This window comes from Pseudochelatococcus lubricantis (assembly GCF_011762225.1).
Classification (GTDB): Bacteria; Pseudomonadota; Alphaproteobacteria; order Rhizobiales; family Beijerinckiaceae; genus Pseudochelatococcus; species Pseudochelatococcus lubricantis.
In genome coordinates this window covers 646,790-666,662 of record NZ_JAASQI010000001.1, presented here as the reverse complement: position 1 = coordinate 666,662, position 19,873 = coordinate 646,790, and the positions used below count along the sequence as shown (strand labels likewise).

Below are 19,873 nucleotides of genomic sequence, written 5' to 3'. Positions count from 1 at the left end.
TCCTAAAGAACGGCCGTGAGGCCGGAAACGACGGCAGCGACGAAGCTGGCGCTCAGACTGACGCCGACCGCCCCCACCGCCAGGCCGCAGATGACGACGAGGCCATCGCGCTCCACGAGCCCCAGCCCGACGAGGCAGATCGCGATTCCGGGCGGGATTTGGCCTATGATCGGGGCTGCCGTCAACAGGCTGACGGCGATCAGCACCAGCGCGACCCCGGTGAGGCGCATCCGCGCCGGCGTGTCAAAAAACGCGAGGCGCGGCCGCGACCATTGCTCCAGCCGCCGCACATAGGGCAAGGCCCGCTCCACCGCCCGTGCGACTTCGGCCCGCGCCACGGACCTGTCAAGGAGGCGCCTGGGAATCCACGGCGTCTTGCGCCCGTAGACGATCTGCGCCGTGACGCCGAGCAGCAGAAAGCCGCAGATCAGCGGGATCGGCGGCGGCATCGGCAGGCAATTGGGCAGGCCGAGCACCACGAACAGCAGCGCGAACGCCTGCGGCCCCAGCGCATCGACGATCTCGGAGAGCGTTACACGCTCCCCCTCGCCATCCCTGAGTGCGATCAGAACAGAAGAGGTACGGGAGGCGGGTGACGACAGGATGGCGATCCGCAGATTGGTCGGGTGGCGCTTCCGCGCGGTTGTGACGTGCAGGCCAGACTGCATAGACCATGACAGGCCGCCGGCCAAGTGAGATATCAAGTGACATATCGAGACAGCCGCCATCGGCGCGCCGGCCCGGTCCTCGGGGAAAGCGGCGTTTCCCCGGCAGGCCTGTAAATTAATCCCGCCGGCGCGCGAAATCGGCTACACATCACGGCGGAATTCATGCGTTCAACAGAGTGTCCATGCCGTTTTCCAGCCGCCCCCTCCTCGACCGCGCCGCGCTGAGCCTGCTGGCAATCCTGCCGTTGGCTATGGCGCTTGCCAACCGTTCCGCCGCCGCCATCCTCGCCGTGGCGGGCGTGCTGGCGCTTCTCGCCCGAATCACCAGCGGCGGACGCCTCACGCTGCCGCCGCCCGCACCTGCTGCCGCCGCGCTCACCTTCATCGCCTGGGCCGCCGTCTCTCTCGCCTGGAGTCATGCCCCGGCAACCTCGCTGTTCGTCGCGGCGGAGGCGGGCCTGCCATTTCTCGGCGGCGTGCTGCTGCTGATCAGCCTGCCGCGCGACATCCCGGCCGCCTTCGTGCGCTGGGCGGCCATCGCATTCGCGGCGGCCTGCGTGCTGATCGTCGCGGAACTCGCCGCCGGCCTCGCCCCGCGCGAGGCGCTGGGGCTGCGCGCGCAATCCTTCATCTTCAACAGGCCGGTGATGACGCTGCTGCTCATCTTCTGGCCGCTCGCTATCCAGATGAAGCGTCTCGGCTGGGGGAGATGGGCGCTCGCGCTCGGCGCGCTGCTGATCGTCACCGTCGAGCGCGCCACCTCTGGCGCGGCCATGCTGGGGCTGCTGCTGGCGCTGCCGGCGTTTCTCGTAGCCTCGTGGAGCCGGCGCACCGGCCTTCTGCTCGCGGGCGCCATGCTGGCGGGATGCCTCGTCATCGCGCCCTTCAAGGGCGTGCTGCTGGAGCGCATCCTGCCGCCCTCGCTCATCGCCCGGCTCGAATCCGTGCATGCGGCCGACCGCATCGAGATCTGGCAGGACTTCGCCGCCATCGTCCAGCGCCGCCCGCTGACCGGAGCGGGTTTCGGCGTGAGCGCGAAAATGGCCGAGGCGCCCGCCGCCGCCGAGATCCCGCCGGAACGTGGACGGCTGCTCGCCGCGGGCCATCCGCACGACGGCTTCCTGCAGATATGGGCGGAGCTGGGGCTGGTGGGCGCGCTGCTCGCGGCGCTGAACGGCTTCTTCATCCTGCGTGCCATCGCCCGCCTGCCCCACGACATGATCGCCGCCGCCGCCGCGAGCACCATCGCCGCCGCCGCCGTGGTGAGCGTGTTTCACGGCGCCTGGCAGGGATGGTGGATCGGCCTGCTGATGGCGACAGCCTTCTGGTGCAGCCGCGAGACGCGGCGCGAGTCATGAAAAAAGCCGCCCCGGAAGGGCGGCTTCTCCGAAATCCGTCTTGCCGGACCGATCAGCGCGAGTAGAACTCGACGACGAGGTTCGGTTCCATGTGCACCGGATACGGCACGTCGCTGAGGGTGGGAATGCGCACGAAGCGGGCGCTGCCCTTGTGGTGATCCGCCTCGATGTAGTCCGGCACGTCGCGCTCGCCGAGGGCGGCGGCTTCCAGCACCACGACGAGCTGGCGGGACGCCTCCTTGATCTCGATCACGTCGCCGGGACGCACGAGATAGCTCGGGATGTTCACGCGGCGACCGTTGACCTGGATGTGGCCGTGGTTGACGAACTGGCGGGCTGCGAACACGGTCGGCACGAACTTGGCGCGGTAGATGACCGCGTCGAGACGGCGCTCCAGCAGGCCGATCAGGTTCTCGCCGGTGTCGCCGCGCAGGCGCGAGGCCTCGACGTAGTAGCGGTGGAACTGCTTCTCGGAAATGTTGGCGTAGTAGCCCTTCAGCTTCTGCTTGGCGCGGAGCTGGGTGCCGAAGTCCGACAGCTTGCCCTTGCGGCGCTGGCCGTGCTGGCCGGGGCCGTATTCGCGGCGATTGACGGGGCTCTTCGGGCGGCCCCAGATATTCTCGCCAAGGCGGCGATCGATTTTATACTTGGCCGAAATTCTTTTCGACATCGCGTGTCCTCTCAAACAGGCTCAACATGAGGAACGCGCCCTCCTCTTCCCCGGTGAGGGAGACGACAGGTCCGCCGCCTTCCGGAGAAGGCGCGGACCACGGGAGCGCAAAACGGCAACGCGAGCCGTCTAGGCCCGCGCTGATGGCTGCTTCCTATCGCTGATTCCCGCCGATGTCAAACGGCTGTCACATCCGAAAGCAGATTTTCGCGCGCGTCGACGACGAGCCCGCGCTGCATCAGCGCCCGCTCCAGCGCTGCCGGCGGCCGCCTGCCGGAGGTGAACAGCGCCTGCGCCGCCGGCTGTGCCGGCCCCCCCGACGCCTCGCCGATCAGATGCACCATCCGCCGCGCGATGGCGGGCGCGGGGTCGATCCACGTCACCGGCCAGGGCGCGAGACGGCGGAAGCGTTCCAGCAGCAGCGGATAGTGCGTGCAGGCCAGCACCACCATATCCGTGCGCGCGCCGTCACGCTCGACGAAGACGGGCATCAGTTCGTCCCGCAGCTCCGGATCGCCGATGGGCTGGCCGGCAAGCTCCCGTTCGGCGAAGCCTGCGAGCCGCGTCGAGCCCACGAGATGCACATGGCTCGAATCGGCGAACTTGCGGATGAGGTCGTGCGTGTAGTCGCGCGCCACGGTGCCCGGCGTCGCGAGGATGGTGATCTCGCCGGAGGCCGTCTTCTCCGCCGCAGGCTTGATGGCGGGCACGGTGCCGACGAACGGCAGCGCGAAGCGCGACCGCAGCGCGGGCAGCACGAGGGTAGACGCGGTGTTGCAGGCGATCACCACCACATCCGGCGAAAAACGTCCGATCAGCCCGGCCATCAGGTCGACGACCCGCGCCAGCAGCGTTTCGGCGTCCATCCCGCCATAGGGAAAGCCTGCGTCGTCCGCCACATAGACGAATTGCGCATCGGGACGTGCCTTGCGCAGTTCCGAATAGACGGTCAAACCGCCGACGCCCGAATCGAACACCAGCACGCGGGGGGCAGCCGCTTCGCCTTTCGCAACACGATCAGCCGTCATCCAAGACCGCTCCTCACCTGCGACTCGGCGCGACTCTATTCCCCATCCGTTAACGGTTCATCCCTTTTCGCGGGCGGTATCGGCCCGCGCCGCAGCGCGCCGGCCGCGCCGCGCAGGGTCTTGACGTCCTGCTCGGTCATGGAAAGACGCAGCAGGATGTCGCGCAGGTTGCGGATCATGGCGGGCTTCTTCTCCGGCGCGGGGAAAAAGCCGCAGGCGTCCAGCTCCGTCTCCAGCCACCCGAAGAACGACACGATCGCCTCCCGCTTCGCCGGCGGCGAGCGCTCCTCCAGATTGAACGGCAGTTGCCCATGCGCCTTCTTGAACCATTCGTAACCGACGAGCAGCACCGCCTGCGCCAGGTTGAGCGAGGCGTTGGCGGGATCGACCGGGAAGGTGATGATCGCGTCCGCCAGCGCCACCTCGTCGTTGTCGAGCCCGGTGCGCTCACGCCCGAACAGGATGCCGACCTCCTCGCCACCGTGCATGCGGCTCACCACCTGCGTCACCGCCTCGTCGGCATCCAGCACGCGCTTCATCTGCCCACGCTCGCGCGCCGTGGTGGCATAGACGGCGTTGAGATCCGCCACCGCCGAGAGCAGATCGGGAAATACCTCCGCCTTTTCCAGCACATGGGCGGCATTCGCCGCGGTCACGACGGCGCGCTCGTTGGGCCAGCCGTCGCGCGGATTGACGATGCGCATCCCGGACAGGCCGAAGTTCGCCATGGCACGTGCCGCCATGCCGATGTTCTCGCCCATCTGCGGCTCGACAAGGATGATTTTCGGTCCGCCCGTCAGGGGCGAGAGGCTGTGATTGGTTCCGGCGCCGGTCATCAAGGTTCTTTCGGACTGCAGGTTCAGAAAGGGCCTTTTAGCCCTTTACCCGAAAGCTGCAACCCTCCGCCGCGCGCCGTCCCGGAAGCCGCGAGCTTACGGCCACGACATCGTCGTTTCCAGCGGCCGCCCTGAAAGGCGGCGCGTGCCGGCCCGTTAAAACGGAGTATACATGATACATATTATAAAATACTTCGTTTTTATAAACAATCCGTTGATTTTCACTTTTCCGGATTTTGCGATGCATCCATAATAGTTGCAAAATACGAATAAGCGGCTACCATGCGGGAAAAATATGCCGGACGGGAATTCGATACATACCTTGCCATAGACATGTCGTTCACGCTCAGACAATTGCAGTATTTCGTGGCGGCGGCGGAGCTGGGGTCGGTCACCCGTGCCGCGCAGAAACTGTCCATCTCACAATCGTCCATCACCGAGGCCATCAAGGAACTTGAGACCGACCTCAATGTGGAACTGTTCGAGCGCCATCCGCGTGGCCTCACGGTGACACATAACGGCCACCAGTTTCTCCGTCACGCGACGAAAATTCTGGCCGATGTCTCCGATGCGCGCCGATCCTTTTCGGACAAGCGGGTTGCGAGGAAGGGCAGGCTCAATCTGGGTGTGACGTCCCTTGTCGCCGGCTATGTGCTTTCAGACCTTCTGGCGCGCTATCGCCGTGCCTTCCCGGGCATCGAGGTCAGCGCCATCGAGGATAACGGCTCCTATCTCGAACACCTCCTCATCGGGGGCGAGCTGGACGTGGCGGTCATGGTCATTTCCAATCTGCGCGACCGGATGGCGCTGCACGCGGAGATTCTGGAAACCTCGCCCTACAGGCTGTGGCTTCCCCTCGGGCACCCGCTGGTATCGGCCGACAGCATATCCGTGAGCGATATCGCCAGGGAGCCTCTCATCATGCTGACCGTGGACGAAATCGAGGAAAATACCGGCAAGCTGCTCGCCGCGCTCGGTGCGCGCCCGCATGTCGCCTTTCGCACCCGCTCGGTCGAGGCCGTGCGCAGCCTCGTCGCCACGGGCGCTGGTGTCGCGTTGCTGCCCGATCTCGTCTACCGCCCCTGGTCGCTGGAAGGCGACCGCATCGAAAGCCGGGACGTTTCCGGCTCCCTCCCCGTCGTGCAGATCGGCATGGCATGGCGGAAGGGCTCCAGCCTGCCGCAATCGGCCCGCGATTTCATCGGCATTGCCGAGGCCTCCCGCTCGGGCCGGCTGCGCTGAAATCGCTCCCGCCTAGCCGGTTAACAATCGTCACTACCGGGGTTTCCACGCGGCTCACCAGCTTCCCGCGTCAACAGAGATTATCCAGCTCCGGCACCCGATATCGGAAAAAGCGATAGCAGGTTTCCTGTAAATGAATTTGCGAATACGGGTAATTCGGATCACCATCCGTGCCGGGGAACAAAGCATCACGTCAAGTGAGCAAAACGGGAGTGATCAATGAAGTATTCTCTCAGGTCCTGTACGGCGTTGATGGCTGTTGCCGGCTTTACCGCGCAGGTATGCGCCGCCGAACCGCTGAAGGAACTCGGCAAGGGCGAAGGTGCGCTCAGCATCGTGGCATGGGCGGGATATATCGAACGCGGCGACACGGACAAGAACTACGACTGGGTCACCGAATTCGAAAAGGCGACAAGCTGCAAGGTCAGCGTGAAAACCGCCGCCACATCCGACGAAATGGTGGCGCTGATGAACGAGGGCGGTTTCGACCTCGTCACCGCCTCGGGTGATGCTTCCCTGCGCCTGATCGCCGGAAAGCGCGTCCAGCCGATCAATACCGATCTCATTCCCAGCTGGAAGACTATTGACGAACGCCTGCAGAACGCGCCGTGGTTCACGGTCAAGAGCGTCCACTACGGCGTGCCGTATCTGTGGGGACCGAACGTCCTCATGTACAACAAGGCTGCCTTCAAGGACACGCCTCCCGAGAGCTGGAAAGTCGTTTTCGAGGAAACGCAACTGCCCGACGGGAAGTCGAACAAGGGCCGCGTGCAGGCCTATGACGGGCCGATCTATGTTGCCGATGCCGCCCTCTATCTCATGAAACACAAGCCTGAACTGGGCATCAGGAACCCGTTCGAGCTGAACGAAGACCAGTACAAGGCAGCGCTCGAACTGCTGCGGGGGCAGCGTAAACTCGTCAGCCGCTACTGGCACGACGCGATGATCCAGATCGATGACTTCAAGAACGAGGGTGTCGTCGCCTCAAGTTCCTGGCCTTTCATGGTCAACCTCCTGAAAGGAGAGAATGCGGACATCGGCTCCACCTTCCCCGAGGAAGGCACCACCGGCTGGGCCGATACCACCATGCTGCACGTGGACAGCGAGCACCCCAATTGCGCCTATATGTGGATGGAGCATTCGCTCAAGCCGAAGGTTCAGGGCGACGCGGCCGCGTGGTTCGGCGCGGTGCCGTCGGTGCCCGCTGCCTGCAAGGGCAACGCGCTTCTCACGGACCAGGGCTGCGCCGCGAACGGGTTCGACAATTTCGAGAAGATCAGTTTCTGGCGCACCCCCACCGCGAAGTGCGAGACCCAGGGCGAATGCGTGCCCTATCATCGCTGGGTGTCCGACTATATCGGCGTGATCGGCGGACGCTGACAACCCCACGGCAGACGTAACCGGCGCCTCTCCTCCCGTAAAGGAGGGGCAGATGGAAGCTGTACTCCAAAAAATTTCCCGATTTTGAGCGAATTCTTATCGACCAAATATTCCATCTGATCGGAACGCGCTCTATCGCAACTCCAGCAATATCCGGTGTACCTTTTTCATCCTAAATTGCTTTAAAATAGAGATAAAAACACATCTTCCCGGGTTTAAAAATCCGGCTTGCCGCTTCCTTTATCTGTTTCTGTCCAGAATAACCCTGAAGCAGGCGGCTCCTTCACGTCATTACTTCCAGTGTCAGAACGGTCAGAAAACATGACAGCAGCCGTCCGCTTCGACAATGTATGCCGCCATTTCGGTGCAGTCCGCGCCGTGGATCGGGTCAGCCTGACGATCGCACCGGGCGAATTCTTCGCGATGCTCGGCCCCTCCGGCTCGGGCAAGACGACCTGCCTGCGGCTCATCGCCGGTTTCGAGCAGCCGACCGGCGGCGTAATCGAGATCTTTGGCGAAAGCACGGGCGGCGTGCCTCCCTACAGGCGCAACGTCAACACCGTGTTTCAGGACTACGCGCTTTTTCCGCATCTCGACATCATCGACAACGTCGCCTACGGGCTGATGGTGAACGGCATCGGCAAGACGGAGCGACATCGCGCCGCCGCGGAGATGCTGGAACTGGTGAAGCTGCCGGGCTACAGCGCACGCAAGCCGGGGCAACTGTCCGGCGGGCAGCGCCAGCGCGTCGCGCTCGCCCGGGCGCTCGTCAACAAGCCGAAGGTGCTCCTCCTCGACGAACCGCTCGGCGCGCTCGATCTGAAGCTGCGCGAACAGATGCAGGAGGAGTTGAAAAGCCTGCAACGGGCCCTCGGCATCACCTTCGTCTTCGTCACGCACGATCAGGGCGAGGCGCTTTCCATGGCCGACCGCGTGGCTGTGTTCAACGACGGCCGCATCGTGCAGGCGGGCACACCGCAGGAAATCTACAACCGCCCGAAAACCCGCTTCGTCGCGGATTTCGTCGGATCTTCCAACGTGGTCGCGCCGGACGTCATGGCGGCATTGGGCGGCGAGCGGCGCTGGGCGAGCCTCAGGCCCGAAGTCATCCGGCTCGCGGAAGGCGGCAGGGTGCCGGCGCGCGTCGAAACCGTGAACTTTCTCGGCGCCGCAACCCGGCTCGCTGTCGAGACGGCCGGCACGCGCTTCCACGTCATGCTGCCCGCCGGCGCCGCAGTGCCGGAAGCGGGCACAGACGTTTACCTCACCTGGCTTCCGGGTGATGTTCACTACATGGATCAGGCGGCATGAACGCTTCTCCCGCTACAACGCTCCCGGGACCGGCGGCGCCCCGGACATCCATCCTGCCGCAGCGCGGCGGCTTCCTCGGCCGGCTTTCCGATCTCTTCTGGCGCCGTCCCGGGCTGCTGCTGTTCCTGATGCTCACGCCGCCCCTGCTCTGGCTCGGCATCATCTATATCGGCTCGCTGATCGCACTGCTGCTGCAGAGCTTTTTCTCGATCGACGATTTCTCCGGCATGATCGACTATCAGTTCACGCTGTCGACCTATGCCCAGCTCCTGCAATCGGCGAATCTCGACATCATCCTGCGCACGGTGCTCATGGCGGCACTGGTCACCATCGCTTCCGCCTTCATCGCCTTCCCCATCGCCTATTATGCGGCGCGCTATGCCCGCGGCCGATGGAAGGCGCTGTTCTATATAGGCGTGATGATGCCGCTCTGGTCGAGCTATCTGGTCAAGGTCTATGCGTGGAAGCTGATCCTCGCCAAGGAGGGCATCCTCACCTGGATTTTCGCCAGGCTGCACCTCTCATGGCTGCTCGAAGGCATGCTCGCGCTGCCCGTCGTCGGCGGCAACTCGCTGTCCGTCAGCTATATCGGCACCTTCCTTGTCTTCGTCTATATCTGGCTGCCCTACATGATCCTGCCAACGCAGGCAGCTCTTGAGCGCGTGCCGGGCAGCCTCATCGAGGCCTCCTCCGATCTCGGCGCAACGCCTGCGCAAACCTTCCGCACCGTGCTGCTGCCGCTGGCGCTCCCCGGCGTGATCGCGGGCTCGATCTTCACCTTCTCGCTCACGCTCGGGGATTACATCATTCCGCAGATCATCGGCTCCTCCCGCCTTTTCATCGGCCAGGCCGTCTATACCCAGCAGGGCACCGCCGGCAACGTACCGCTTGCCGCCGCCTTTTCCGTCGTGCCGATCGTCATCATGGCCATCTATCTCTGGATCGCCAGGAAACAGGGAGCTTTCGATGCGCTCTGATCGCGGCAACCGCGCCTCGCTCACCCTGAAAATCGCCGCCGGTTGCGGGCTGGCCTTCCTGCACCTGCCGATCCTGCTCATCTTCGTCTATGCCTTCACGACCGAGGACAAGAGCTATCAGTGGCCACCTCCGGGCTTCACGCTGAAATGGTTCGAGGCGACGTGGAACCGGCCAGACGTCTGGTCATCGCTGGCGCTTTCCCTCCAGGTGGCCGCCATTGCCACCCTGATCGCGCTGGTGCTCGGCACGCTCTGCGCCGCCGCCGTCAGCCGCACGCGATTCTTCGGGCGGGAGAGCATTTCGCTGCTGGTGATCCTGCCCATCGCCCTGCCCGGCGTGGTCACCGGCATCGCGCTTCGCTCGGCATTCTCGCTGCTCGACGTCCCCTTCTCCGTCTGGACCATCGTGCTCGGCCATGCCACCTTCTGCGTGGTGGTGGTCTATAACAACGCGGTCGCCCGCTTCCGCCGCACATCGGGTTCGCTGATCGAGGCCTCGATGGATCTCGGCGCGGACAGCTTCCAGACCTTCCGTTATGTCATCCTGCCCAATATAGGGACGGCGCTGCTCGCCGGCGGCATGCTCGCCTTCGCGCTTTCCTTCGACGAGGTCATCGTCACCACCTTCACCGGCGGACAGCAGACGACCCTGCCCATCTGGATGCTTCAGGAGCTGATCCGGCCCCGCCAGCGGCCGGTCACCAACGTGGTGGCCATGGTGGTGGTGCTCGTGACCTTCCTGCCTATCCTCGCCGCCTATTATCTCACGCGCGACGGCGACCAGATCGCCGGTCATGGCAAATAATCCCGGATAACGACATGAGGGAGAATATCATGGATACTGAAATGCTGATCGGCTCGCGCTTCGAGGCCGGAACGGAAGCGGAGGAAAGCATCCTCAACCCCAGGACGGGGGAAACCGTGCTGAAACTGCCGGAAGCCTCCCTCGGCCAGGTCGACGCTGCCGTGGAAGCTGCCGGAAAGGCCTTCGAGCGCTGGTCGCGCACGACGCCGGCCGAACGCTCCAACCATCTCCTCAGGATCGCCGACGCCATCGAGCGAGATGCCGCGGGCTTTGCCGCGCTTGAGGCGCTCAACTGCGGCAAGCCGATCAACGCCGTCCTTAATGACGAGCTGCCGGCCGTCGTCGATTGCTACCGCTATTTCGCGGGCGCGGTGCGCAACCTGCACGGGCCTGTCTCGGCCGAGTACCTCCCGGGGCATACCTCGATGGTCCGCCGCGATCCCGTCGGCATCGTCGGCTCGATCGCGCCGTGGAACTATCCGCTGATGATGATGGCGTGGAAGATCGCACCCGCCGTCGCGGGCGGCAACACGGTTGTATTCAAGCCGTCCGAACAGACGCCGCTGACTGCCCTCAGGATGGCCAGGCTCCTTGCCGGCATCCTGCCGGAAGGCGTGGTGAACATCGTGCTCGGACGGGGCGAGAGCGTGGGCAACGGGCTCATCAACCATCCCGGCATAGACATGGTTTCCATCACGGGTGACGTGGCGACGGGCAAGAAGGTGCTGCAGGCGGCGGCAAAAACCGTGAAGCGCACGCATCTGGAGCTTGGCGGCAAGGCGCCGGTGATCGTCTTCGACGACGCCGATCTGGAGGCCGCGGTCAACGGCATCCGCACGTTCGGCTACTACAACGCCGGGCAGGACTGCACCGCGGCCTGCCGCATCTATGCCGACGCGCGGATCTACGACCGCTTCGTCGCCGACCTGTCGGCGGCGGTCTCGACGATCCGCTACAACATCGAGGACGACACCTGTAACGAGATCGGCCCCCTCATCTCCCGCCGTCAGCGCGACCGTGTGGAGAGCTTCGTCGCACGCGCCCGCGACCACAAGCACATCGAGGTAACAACCGGCGGCAAGCCTGCCGGCGAAAGCGGCTTCTTCTTCGAACCGACGGTCGTCGCCGGCGCCTTGCAGGAGGATGAAATCGTGCGCCGGGAGGTGTTCGGGCCGGTGGTTTCCGTGACCCGTTTCCACGATGTCGAGGAAGCCGTCGGCTGGGCCAACGACAGCGATTACGGCCTCGCCTCGTCGGTCTGGACAAAGGACGTCGGCAAGGGCATGCAGACGGCGGCACGGCTGCGCTATGGCTGCACCTGGATCAACACCCACTTCATGCTGGCCAACGAAATGCCGCATGGCGGCCTGAAGCAGTCCGGCTACGGCAAGGACATGTCGATCTATGCGCTGGAGGACTACACCGCCGTGCGCCACATCATGGTCGCCCACGGATAGGGCGGCCGGATGCGATGTCGACTTCACACCGCGTGAAGATCACCTTCCGGAAGGCCATCGGAAATCAAGGGAAATCGCTTTTGTGGAGGAGCTACAAGCATCGGCGGCGTCGCGTTCGGGCAGAATTGCAGCAAATAGCACTTTACACGATGTAAAGAGCTTGCTAGCCTTTCAATCATGACGGAAGCGAGCAATGCTCTGGCACAAACACAGCCTGAAGAAACTGCCTCGGCAGGGCAAGATGCAAGCGTTCTGGCTGCACGATTGAAACGTTTCAGGCTGGCGCGCCGGCTGTCGCTCCGTCAGCTCGGCGAGATGACGGGAACGAGCGCCAGTTTCCTCAGCCAGCTTGAGCGCGGGCGTTCCGGCGCAAGCGCCTCAACCCTCATCCATATCGCGGTGGCGCTGGGCATTCGCGTCGCCGACCTGTTCGAGGATGCAGACGCCCGGACCCATATCGTCCTGAAGCGCAGCCAGCGGCCCGCGCTTCCCGAAAACAGGGGCTGCCGCAAGACACTGGTATCGCAGCGGCCGCTTCACGAGTTCGAGGTCTATATCGGCGAGTTCGATATCGGCGGCTCGACGGGAGAGTTACCCTACACGCACGGCGGCAACCATGAGATGCTGGTGGTGCTGCGCGGCATCGTCGAAGTCAATCTCGGAGCCGACAGCCACGTGCTGGAGGAAGGCGACAGCATCGAATACGCACCGTCGACGCCGCACAAGACGACCAATATCGGCAACGGGCGCGCGGAAGTCATGTGGATCATCGCACCCGCGACATCGGCGGCGGCTGAACTCGATCGATACGTTGCATGGAAACCGCCCATCAATGGCGGAAAAGCATAACCTGAACGATAAACAATAAAAAATAAAATAAAACGGCAACGATACAAACGATACAGAGGGAAATACAATGCTGTACTCGCGAAAAGAGTTTGGCAGGAGCCGGCTCGTGGCCCTGCTGGGAATGCTGGCCGTCTCCATGCCACTGGCGACGGCGACGATCGCCGCCGCGCAGGATAAGCCGGTGGCGGGCGAGGTGAAGGAAGGCTCCCTCAAGGGCAAGACGCTCACTTTCGTATCCTTCGGCGGGATCTATCAGGACGGGCAGATCGCCGCGCTGCAGGAATTCATCGACAGGTCCGGCGTGAGGCTTCTCAGCGACGGCCCCACCGAGATGGCCAAACTGCAGGCGCAGGTGGAGTCCGGCAACGTAACGTGGGATGTGGTCGACACCGCCGACTTCGCGCCCTACGTCCATTGCGGCAAGCTGTTCCAGAAACTCGACCTGTCGAAGCTCGATACATCGCACATTCCGCCCGGTCAGGTCGGTGAATGCAACGTGCCGGCGATGAACTACGGCATGATCATCATGTACAACACCGAAAAGTACAAGGATAACCCGCCGAAGGACTGGAAAGACTTCTTCGATACGGAGAAATTCCCCGGCGTGCGCGCTATCGACGGCAGCGGCGATCCGATCGCGGGCCTGATCGAACAGGCCTTCATCGCCGCCGGCGGCGACGCCTCGAAGATGACCGCGGCGGACATCGATAAGGGCATCGCGAAGATCAGGGAACTCGGCCCGGACACCATCTTCTGGAAAACCGGCGCCGAATCCCAGCAGCTCGCCGAGGCGGGCGAAGCCGACCTGATCATGATGTGGACGGGCCGTGCCATGACGGCGGCGCGCAACGGTGCGAAGTACACCCCGGTCTGGAAGGACTGGCTGGTGGTGATGGACCATCTCGCCATTCCGGTCGGCGCCAGGGACCCCGATGCCTCCTATGCCCTCATCAACGCCTATCTCGGCCGCAAGTCGCAGGAAATCCTGACCGAGAAGACCTCCTATTCGCCGATCCACAACGAGGCGCAACCGAAAGTCGACGAGACCACGGCCGCCTACCTCACCAGCACGCCGGAGCGGATCCGTCAGGGCTACCAGCACAACATCCCGTTCTGGGTGCAGCACTACGCGCCCACCGTCGAAAAGTGGACGGAATTGATGGCGGGGAACTGAGGCCGATAATACCAGTCCCATCATATCGGGGCGGGTTGAAGGAGGGGCGGTCGCTTCGCCCCTCCGGGCGGCTCCGCACGCCTTGACGGAGCATGCGACATTTTCCCGGGAACTGGATTCAGGCCCGCGAAATCCCGCTCCATATCCGCGACACCCATCCGTGCGAGGTATTCGGCGTGAGTATTTCCCAGACAGGTTTGGCATCCACGGCGGAAGCGGCGAGCGAGCCGGCAAAACCGCCTCCGCGACGACGGCTTCATCTGGCGGGCAACGCCCTGTGGCTGACGGTGCCGGCCCTTCTGCTTCTGCTGGGTGTCGTCGGCTATCCGTTACTGACCATCGTGCTGCGCAGCTTTTCCGAACCCATGTGGGGCCTTCAGAACTACGTCTGGTTCTTCGGGACACCGGTTAACCTCGTCGTGCTGCAACGCACCTTCGAGGTCTCGGCCTGGGTGACGCTGGCGTGTGTGATATGCGCCTACCCCTACGCCTATATGATGACCGCCGTGGGGCCGTTGTTGCGGATGCTGCTCGTCCTGTGCGTGCTGGTGCCGTTCTGGGTCAGCGGCGTGGTGCGCACCATGGCATGGGTGATCCTGCTGCAGGATTCCGGCGTGATCAACTCCGCGCTGAGGTGGGCCGGGTTCGGCACCGTGCGGCTGATCCGCACCCAGCAGGGCGTCGTGATCGGGATGACGCAGGTGCTGCTGCCCTTCATGATCCTGCCGCTCTATTCGGTGATGAGGGGCATCGACCTGCGGCTCGTGCAGGCCGCCCGCAGCCTCGGCGCCCGGCCCTCCCGCGCCTTCCTGCAGGTCTACCTGCCGCTGTCGCTGCCGGGCGTTTATGCTGGGGCCATCATCGTCTTCATTCTGGCGCTCGGCTTCTACATCACCCCCGCGCTGCTCGGCGGCCCGCGCAGCACCATGCTCTCGACATTGGTGCAGAACCAGGTGCTGAGCCTGCTGAACTGGGGGCGCGGCGGCGCCATGGGCGTCGTGCTTCTGGTCGCGACATTCATTCTGCTGGCGCTTGCCGCGCCCCTGATGCGGCAGCGCCACAGGCAGGGAGCGCGCCGCTGATGCAGATACACACCCGCATCGTCCTCGGCCTCGTCTGCATGCTGGTCGCCGTATGGCTGGTCGCGCCCACGCTGGTCGTCATCCCCATGTCGTTCAACGAGAACAAGTCGCTTGCGTTTCCGCCGGTAGGCTTCTCGTGGCAGTGGTACGAGAACTTCCTCACCAATCCGGAGTGGTCGTCGAGCTTCTTCAACTCGCTGAAGGTGGCATCGCTCGTGGCCGTTGTGGCCACCGTGCTCGGCACGCTCGCCGCCTTCGGTCTCGACCGCATGAGGAACGTCACCACGAGCGGCTTCCTGCGCATGCTGCTCATCACGCCCATGGTGGTGCCCGGCGTCGTGCTGGCCATCGGCATCTACGCCGTCTATCTCGACACCCGGCTTGTCGGCACGCTCACGGGCTTCGTGCTGGCCCATACCATTCTGGCGATACCGTTCGTGCTCATCGCCGTTTCCGCCAGTCTGGAGGTATTCGACAAGCGGCTGGAAACGGCGGCGGCGAGTTGCGGCGCCGGTCGGCTGACGGCGTTCCGCACCGTCACGCTGCCTTTGATCCTGCCGGGCATTCTTTCCGGCCTGCTGTTCGCCTTCGTCACGTCCTTCGACGAGATCATCGTGGCGCTGTTCATCTCCAATCCATATCTGAAGACCCTCCCCGTGCAGATCTTCACCAGCATCACCCGCGACGCCGATCCCACGGTGGCCGCGGTCGGCACCATCCTGTTCCTCGCCACGTCGTTCATCATCGCAGGCGGCCTCCTCCTTGGAAACCGGCAGAGAAAGGGCTGATCCATGACGAGCATTTCCGCAACCGGTGCTCCCGCAAGAGGCGCGGCCATCGACATCGTCTCCGCGAGCAAGCGCTACGGCGGTTTCGTCGCGCTGGACAACGTGTCGCTCCACATCGAAGCAGGCGAGTTCATGACGCTGCTCGGCCCCAGCGGATCGGGCAAGACGACCACGCTCAACGTCGTCGCCGGCTTCACCGAGGTCACCTCCGGCAACCTCGACGTCGGCGGTGCCAGCATGGTCGGCACGCCAGCGCACAAGCGTAACATCGGCGTCGTGTTCCAGCACTACGCGCTGTTTCCGCACATGAACGTCGGCCGCAACGTGGCCTATCCGCTGACGCTGCGCGGAATCGGCCGGGCGGAACGCGAGAAGCGCGTGGCGCGCGCGCTCGACATGGTGAAGATGGCGGATTTCGCCCATCGTTATCCGAGCGAGCTTTCGGGCGGCCAGCAGCAGCGTGTGGCGCTGGCCCGCGCCATCGTGTTCGATCCTCCGATCCTGCTGATGGACGAGCCGCTCGGCGCGCTCGACAAGAAGCTGCGCGAATGGCTGCAGCTCGAAATCAAACGCATCCACCGGGAACTCGGCACCACCTTCGTCTACGTCACGCACGATCAGGAGGAGGCGCTGGTGCTCTCCGACCGGATCGCGGTCTTCAACCAAGGCAAGATCGAGCAGATCGGCACCGGCCGCCAGCTCTACGACGAACCGGCGACGCTCTTCGTCGGCAAGTTCATCGGCGATTCCACCGTCTTGCGTGGCGACGTCCGGACCTCGGGCGAGGAAACCGCGATCGCGGTCGCGGGCGAAACCGTGGTGACGCGCAAGCGCCTTCCCGGCACCATGAAACCGGTGATGCTGCTGCGCCCGGAAAAGCTCTCCCTCACGCGCCCCGGCCAGGCCGCGAACGGACGCAACCGGCTTCCCGGCCAGATCACCGAGGCGATCTACCTCGGCTCCGGCTCGAAATACGAGGTCCGGCTGCGCGACGGCTCGACAGCCATCGTCCGCTCGCCGCTGGAGGCGGAGATTTTCGCCATCGGCGATGCCGTATCGCTCACCTTCGCAGAAACCGACGCCAAGCTTCTGGCCGACGACGGCCGCGCCGACCTCACCCTTACGTAGAACAGTTTTGAAACGAGAACTTGTCATGGATGTCAAAACAAACGGCAATATCTCTTTCTGGTACGCCGACATCGGCGGCATACCGGCCTATCGCGGCGCGCTCCCCGGCGATATCGAGGCAGACGTATGTATCGTCGGCGCGGGCTTCACCGGCCTGTGGACGGCCTACTACCTTCGCAAGGCCGATCCGTCGATCCGCATCGCCGTCGTCGAGCGGGAATTCGCCGGCTTCGGCGCGTCCGGCCGCAACGGCGGCTGGCTCTCGGGCGGCTTCTGGTGGTCGCGGGAAAAGTATCTGAAGTCGTCGACGCGGGGCGCCGTCATCGACATGCAGCGCGCCATGGCGGGAACCGTGGACGAAGTGATCGCCGTCACCGGCGCGGAAGGCATCGATGCCGATATCCGCCGGGTCGACAATCTGAACGTGGCGGTCAACAAGCCCCAGCTCGATCGCGCCCGGGCTGAATACGAGGAGTTCCTGCGCTGGGACATGCCGCCCGAGCGGATGGAGATGATCGGTGCGGCCGAGGCCAAGGCGCGGATCAACATTCGCAACGCGCAGGGTGCATTCGTCATCCGCGACATGGCACGGGTGCAGCCGGCGAAGTTGGTGCGCGGCCTCGCCGACGCCGTAGAGCGTCTCGGCGTACCGATCTATGAGCAAACCGAAGTCACCGGCATCGAAAAGGGCAAGGTGACGACCCGGCGCGGCACGGTGCGCGCGCCCGTCATCATCCGCGCCACCGAGGGGTTCACGCCGGGGCTGCCGGGCTACGAGCGGGCGATCCTGCCGCTCAACAGCGCGCTGATCGTGACCGAACCATTGCCGCAGGCGCTCTGGGACGAGATCGGCTGGAACGGCCACGAACTCCTCGGCGACACCGCCCACGCCTATTGCTATGCCCAGCGCACCCGCGAGGGCCGCATCGCCATGGGCGGGCGCGGCGTTCCCTATCGCTTCGGCTCGCGGACAGACGTGCGCGGACAGACGCAGCAGGCCACCATCGAGAAGCTGCACGCCATCCTGACCCGGCTGCTGCCGCAGGCGTCGGGCGCGAGGATCGACCATGCCTGGTGCGGCGTGCTCGGCGTGCCGCGCGACTGGTGCACGAGCGCCGGTCTCGACCCGCAAACCGGCATCGGCTGGGCAGGCGGCTACGTGGGGCTCGGCGTGTCGAGTTCCAACCTCGCGGGCCGCACGCTGCGGGACCTCATCCTGCGCCGGGACACGGAACTCACGCGGCTGCCATGGGTGAACCGCACCGTGCGGCAGTGGGAGCCGGAGCCGCTGCGCTGGCTCGGCGTCCATTCCATGTACCAGCTTTACCGCATCGCGGACGCGCGTGAGGAAGCCGGGCTCGATCACACCTCGCGGCTCGCACACCTCGCCGATCTCATCACCGGGCATTGATCCGGCTTCCGGACGGATTCGCCCCCACCGCTTTGGAGCTTCGCATGATTGATCTGGAAACCTATCTCGATGCCGCCGCCATCGATCTCGGGCCGGCGCACCCCAAGCCGACATCGACGAACGGCGATCAGTTCGAGGCCACGCGGACGCTGTTCACCTCGGAGGACGGGCTGGTCGAGATCGGCGTGTGGGAGTGCACGCCCGGCCATTTCACCGCCGACCGCTCCACCTCCTCGGAGGTCTGCCATATCATCGCCGGCCGGGCGACGCTGGCACGCCGCGACGGCGAGGTGCGCGAGATCGGCCCCGGCGACGTGCTCGTGCTGCCCCGCGGCTGGACGGGCGCATGGACCGTGCTGGAAAAGACCCGCAAGCTGTACGTCATGCACCACGACGGCAGCTGACCCCGCCCTCACTTCAGGAAGGCGCTTTCCGTCCCGAGGAACGTCGATCGCTTGCCCGACAGCCGTACCATGGATATTTGTCGCACGACTGTTCGGGCAAGGGCGCTTCACGCAGGCAGGAGGCGCCGGTTACGCATCCTGCCGCCGGCACATTTTGATCATATCGCTCTGCGCCTCGGCGGCCTTTCGGCGTCAATTGCCTGCGTGTACGCATTCAGCAGATCGGCAGTGCCCACGTGCATGATGCCGTCGCGGATGTCGGCCTCTATGGCCACACGCAGGGCGATAGGATCCCGGCGGCGAAGCGCTTCCATCGCCTCCACATGCCGGTCGATCTGATAGAAGCCGCCCAGCTTCGCGAGAGCCAGACGCAGGAACGGGCCGAGTTGCAGCCACACGCTCTCGATGAGCGGAAGGCTCTCCTGATAGGGATTGGCCGTATAGATCGTGCGGTGAAACTCCTGATTCACAACGATCGCCTGCTCGAAATCCCCCCGCGCGTTGGCTTCGTCGATATCGATGCGGCGATCGAGGCCTGCGAGGGTGGCGAGGCGTTCGGCCGTGACATAGGACATGGCGCCCAGCGCGGCATGGGTTTCCAGCACGACACGCAGCTCGCAGAGTTCGCGGAAGCGTATTGCAGTCATGTTCGGAACCTGAACGCGGCGATTGTCGCGCATCTCCAGCGCCCGCTCCGCAGCCAGCAGCCTCAACGCTTCGCGCACGGGCATCATGCTCACGTTCAGCGCTTCGGCAATTTCCCGAATGGTCAGCGCACGGCCAGGGGAGACGCGCCCGATCATGACAGCATGTCTGAGGCACCTGTAGACGAACTGGCTGGCTGTCTCCTTCTCCAGTCTGGGCAAGAGAGGAAGATCGAGGCAGGAATTTGATTTCATCCGGTCTCCGGAACCCGAATAGCGCATGTGTACGCTCAAAAGCGACAGAGGAAAAAAGGCTATCACGGCGAGCGCCCCGCCCGCACTCACACAGCGTCTAACACAAGCGTTCACCCCACTCCAACAGGATAGATTATGATCACATTAACATGGATTGAAAACTAAAAATTTGATCATATTTTTCAGCCCTTCGGAAGAAGGCACAAGAGACGCCTAAGCGCCCTTTCGTTCGTTAGGTCCGGCAACGAATGAGAACTCGTCATATAGAAACCCGGGAGACATTCAAACCCAGTTCCCGCCAAACCGCATATTATTTCCTGAAGTCATATAGATTTCTATTTTAGTAGAATAAATTATAAATTTATTCCATTTTCGCTACATGTCAACGACCTTTATTTCTCCCGCG

The 19,873-nt window shown here is 64.0% G+C and carries 19 protein-coding genes; 14 read left to right on the top strand and 5 right to left on the bottom strand.

Annotated features, from left to right (window positions below):
- Nucleotides 1-2: 2 nt before the first annotated feature.
- Nucleotides 3-704, bottom strand: a complete 702-nt coding sequence (locus FHS82_RS02880) for an exopolysaccharide biosynthesis protein (protein WP_246224985.1) — start codon at nucleotides 702-704, stop codon at nucleotides 3-5.
- 146 nt (nucleotides 705-850) lie between these two features.
- Between FHS82_RS02880 and FHS82_RS02875 the strand changes: the two genes are divergently transcribed.
- Complete coding sequence (locus FHS82_RS02875) at nucleotides 851-2,026, top strand: O-antigen ligase family protein (RefSeq protein WP_166948478.1); 1,176 nt, start codon at nucleotides 851-853, stop codon at nucleotides 2,024-2,026.
- A 52-nt stretch (nucleotides 2,027-2,078) separates the two neighbouring features.
- Here the strand turns inward: FHS82_RS02875 and rpsD are convergent, their stop codons facing one another.
- From rpsD to FHS82_RS02860, 3 genes are all read right to left on the bottom strand, one after another.
- Nucleotides 2,079-2,696, bottom strand: coding sequence for a 30S ribosomal protein S4 (gene rpsD, locus FHS82_RS02870; RefSeq protein WP_166948476.1), 618 nt, complete (start codon nucleotides 2,694-2,696; stop codon nucleotides 2,079-2,081).
- 176 nt (nucleotides 2,697-2,872) lie between these two features.
- A complete protein-coding gene (gene murI / locus FHS82_RS02865) occupies nucleotides 2,873-3,724 on the bottom strand; it encodes a glutamate racemase (protein WP_166948474.1) in 852 nt (283 codons plus the stop codon).
- A gap of 35 nt (nucleotides 3,725-3,759) precedes the next feature.
- The gene (locus FHS82_RS02860) at nucleotides 3,760-4,560 is read right to left on the bottom strand and encodes an RNA methyltransferase (protein WP_166948472.1); all 801 of its coding nucleotides are present in this window, start codon (nucleotides 4,558-4,560) and stop codon (nucleotides 3,760-3,762) included.
- Nucleotides 4,561-4,893: 333 nt separating this feature from the next.
- Here FHS82_RS02860 and FHS82_RS02855 point away from each other — a divergent pair, with 333 nt between their 5' ends.
- From FHS82_RS02855 to FHS82_RS02795, 13 genes are all read left to right on the top strand, one after another.
- On the top strand, nucleotides 4,894-5,802 hold the full coding sequence (locus tag FHS82_RS02855) for a LysR family transcriptional regulator (protein ID WP_166948960.1): 909 nt from the start codon (nucleotides 4,894-4,896) through the stop codon (nucleotides 5,800-5,802).
- A 219-nt stretch (nucleotides 5,803-6,021) separates the two neighbouring features.
- Complete coding sequence (locus tag FHS82_RS02850) at nucleotides 6,022-7,182, top strand: ABC transporter substrate-binding protein (protein ID WP_166948470.1); 1,161 nt, start codon at nucleotides 6,022-6,024, stop codon at nucleotides 7,180-7,182.
- A gap of 321 nt (nucleotides 7,183-7,503) precedes the next feature.
- The gene (locus FHS82_RS02845) at nucleotides 7,504-8,493 is read left to right on the top strand and encodes an ABC transporter ATP-binding protein (protein ID WP_166948468.1); all 990 of its coding nucleotides are present in this window, start codon (nucleotides 7,504-7,506) and stop codon (nucleotides 8,491-8,493) included.
- Entirely contained in the window at nucleotides 8,490-9,470 is a 981-nt protein-coding gene (locus FHS82_RS02840; RefSeq protein WP_166948466.1) for an ABC transporter permease, read from the top strand. Before FHS82_RS02845 ends, FHS82_RS02840 begins: the two co-directional genes overlap by 4 nt.
- Nucleotides 9,460-10,275 carry an ABC transporter permease gene (locus FHS82_RS02835; RefSeq protein ID WP_166948464.1) on the top strand — a complete coding sequence of 272 codons (816 nt, stop codon included), beginning with the start codon at nucleotides 9,460-9,462 and terminating at the stop codon, nucleotides 10,273-10,275. The genes FHS82_RS02840 and FHS82_RS02835 overlap by 11 nt, the downstream gene beginning before the upstream one ends.
- A 29-nt stretch (nucleotides 10,276-10,304) precedes the next feature.
- Nucleotides 10,305-11,732 carry a gamma-aminobutyraldehyde dehydrogenase gene (locus FHS82_RS02830; RefSeq protein WP_166948462.1) on the top strand — a complete coding sequence of 476 codons (1,428 nt, stop codon included), beginning with the start codon at nucleotides 10,305-10,307 and terminating at the stop codon, nucleotides 11,730-11,732.
- 264 nt (nucleotides 11,733-11,996) lie between these two features.
- Nucleotides 11,997-12,581 carry a helix-turn-helix domain-containing protein gene (locus FHS82_RS02825; protein ID WP_343042488.1) on the top strand — a complete coding sequence of 195 codons (585 nt, stop codon included), beginning with the start codon at nucleotides 11,997-11,999 and terminating at the stop codon, nucleotides 12,579-12,581.
- A gap of 121 nt (nucleotides 12,582-12,702) precedes the next feature.
- Nucleotides 12,703-13,755 carry an extracellular solute-binding protein gene (locus FHS82_RS02820; RefSeq protein WP_166948957.1) on the top strand — a complete coding sequence of 351 codons (1,053 nt, stop codon included), beginning with the start codon at nucleotides 12,703-12,705 and terminating at the stop codon, nucleotides 13,753-13,755.
- Nucleotides 13,756-13,937: 182 nt separating this feature from the next.
- Complete coding sequence (locus FHS82_RS02815; protein WP_377592105.1) at nucleotides 13,938-14,837, top strand: ABC transporter permease; 900 nt, start codon at nucleotides 13,938-13,940, stop codon at nucleotides 14,835-14,837.
- On the top strand, nucleotides 14,837-15,625 hold the full coding sequence (locus tag FHS82_RS02810; RefSeq protein ID WP_166948458.1) for an ABC transporter permease: 789 nt from the start codon (nucleotides 14,837-14,839) through the stop codon (nucleotides 15,623-15,625). The genes FHS82_RS02815 and FHS82_RS02810 overlap by 1 nt, the downstream gene beginning before the upstream one ends.
- A 3-nt stretch (nucleotides 15,626-15,628) precedes the next feature.
- Entirely contained in the window at nucleotides 15,629-16,753 is a 1,125-nt protein-coding gene (locus tag FHS82_RS02805; protein ID WP_166948456.1) for an ABC transporter ATP-binding protein, read from the top strand.
- Between the two features lie 25 nt (nucleotides 16,754-16,778).
- A complete protein-coding gene (locus FHS82_RS02800; protein WP_166948454.1) occupies nucleotides 16,779-18,164 on the top strand; it encodes an NAD(P)/FAD-dependent oxidoreductase in 1,386 nt (461 codons plus the stop codon).
- A 44-nt stretch (nucleotides 18,165-18,208) separates the two neighbouring features.
- Nucleotides 18,209-18,568 carry a cupin domain-containing protein gene (locus FHS82_RS02795; RefSeq protein WP_166948452.1) on the top strand — a complete coding sequence of 120 codons (360 nt, stop codon included), beginning with the start codon at nucleotides 18,209-18,211 and terminating at the stop codon, nucleotides 18,566-18,568.
- Between the two features lie 158 nt (nucleotides 18,569-18,726).
- Here the strand turns inward: FHS82_RS02795 and FHS82_RS02790 are convergent, their stop codons facing one another.
- Nucleotides 18,727-19,467: a GntR family transcriptional regulator gene (locus tag FHS82_RS02790; protein ID WP_166948450.1), complete on the bottom strand. Its 741-nt coding sequence runs from the start codon at nucleotides 19,465-19,467 to the stop codon at nucleotides 18,727-18,729.
- Nucleotides 19,468-19,873 lie beyond the last annotated feature (406 nt).

What these genes read in the sequence shown, in the direction of transcription:
- FHS82_RS02820 (WP_166948957.1), top strand. Translation starts at nt 12,703, where the DNA reads ATGCTGGCCGTCTCCATGCCACTGGCGACGGCGACGATCGCCGCCGCG.
- rpsD (WP_166948476.1), bottom strand. Translation starts at nt 2,696, where the DNA reads ATGTCGAAAAGAATTTCGGCCAAGTATAAAATCGATCGCCGCCTTGGC.
- FHS82_RS02855 (WP_166948960.1), top strand. Translation starts at nt 4,894, where the DNA reads ATGTCGTTCACGCTCAGACAATTGCAGTATTTCGTGGCGGCGGCGGAG.
- FHS82_RS02830 (WP_166948462.1), top strand. Translation starts at nt 10,305, where the DNA reads ATGGATACTGAAATGCTGATCGGCTCGCGCTTCGAGGCCGGAACGGAA.
- murI (WP_166948474.1), bottom strand. Translation starts at nt 3,724, where the DNA reads ATGACGGCTGATCGTGTTGCGAAAGGCGAAGCGGCTGCCCCCCGCGTG.
- FHS82_RS02805 (WP_166948456.1), top strand. Translation starts at nt 15,629, where the DNA reads ATGACGAGCATTTCCGCAACCGGTGCTCCCGCAAGAGGCGCGGCCATC.
- FHS82_RS02840 (WP_166948466.1), top strand. Translation starts at nt 8,490, where the DNA reads ATGAACGCTTCTCCCGCTACAACGCTCCCGGGACCGGCGGCGCCCCGG.
- FHS82_RS02845 (WP_166948468.1), top strand. Translation starts at nt 7,504, where the DNA reads ATGACAGCAGCCGTCCGCTTCGACAATGTATGCCGCCATTTCGGTGCA.
- FHS82_RS02795 (WP_166948452.1), top strand. Translation starts at nt 18,209, where the DNA reads ATGATTGATCTGGAAACCTATCTCGATGCCGCCGCCATCGATCTCGGG.
- FHS82_RS02835 (WP_166948464.1), top strand. Translation starts at nt 9,460, where the DNA reads ATGCGCTCTGATCGCGGCAACCGCGCCTCGCTCACCCTGAAAATCGCC.
- FHS82_RS02810 (WP_166948458.1), top strand. Translation starts at nt 14,837, where the DNA reads ATGCAGATACACACCCGCATCGTCCTCGGCCTCGTCTGCATGCTGGTC.
- FHS82_RS02800 (WP_166948454.1), top strand. Translation starts at nt 16,779, where the DNA reads ATGGATGTCAAAACAAACGGCAATATCTCTTTCTGGTACGCCGACATC.
- FHS82_RS02860 (WP_166948472.1), bottom strand. Translation starts at nt 4,560, where the DNA reads ATGACCGGCGCCGGAACCAATCACAGCCTCTCGCCCCTGACGGGCGGA.
- FHS82_RS02850 (WP_166948470.1), top strand. Translation starts at nt 6,022, where the DNA reads ATGAAGTATTCTCTCAGGTCCTGTACGGCGTTGATGGCTGTTGCCGGC.
- FHS82_RS02875 (WP_166948478.1), top strand. Translation starts at nt 851, where the DNA reads ATGCCGTTTTCCAGCCGCCCCCTCCTCGACCGCGCCGCGCTGAGCCTG.
- FHS82_RS02790 (WP_166948450.1), bottom strand. Translation starts at nt 19,467, where the DNA reads ATGAAATCAAATTCCTGCCTCGATCTTCCTCTCTTGCCCAGACTGGAG.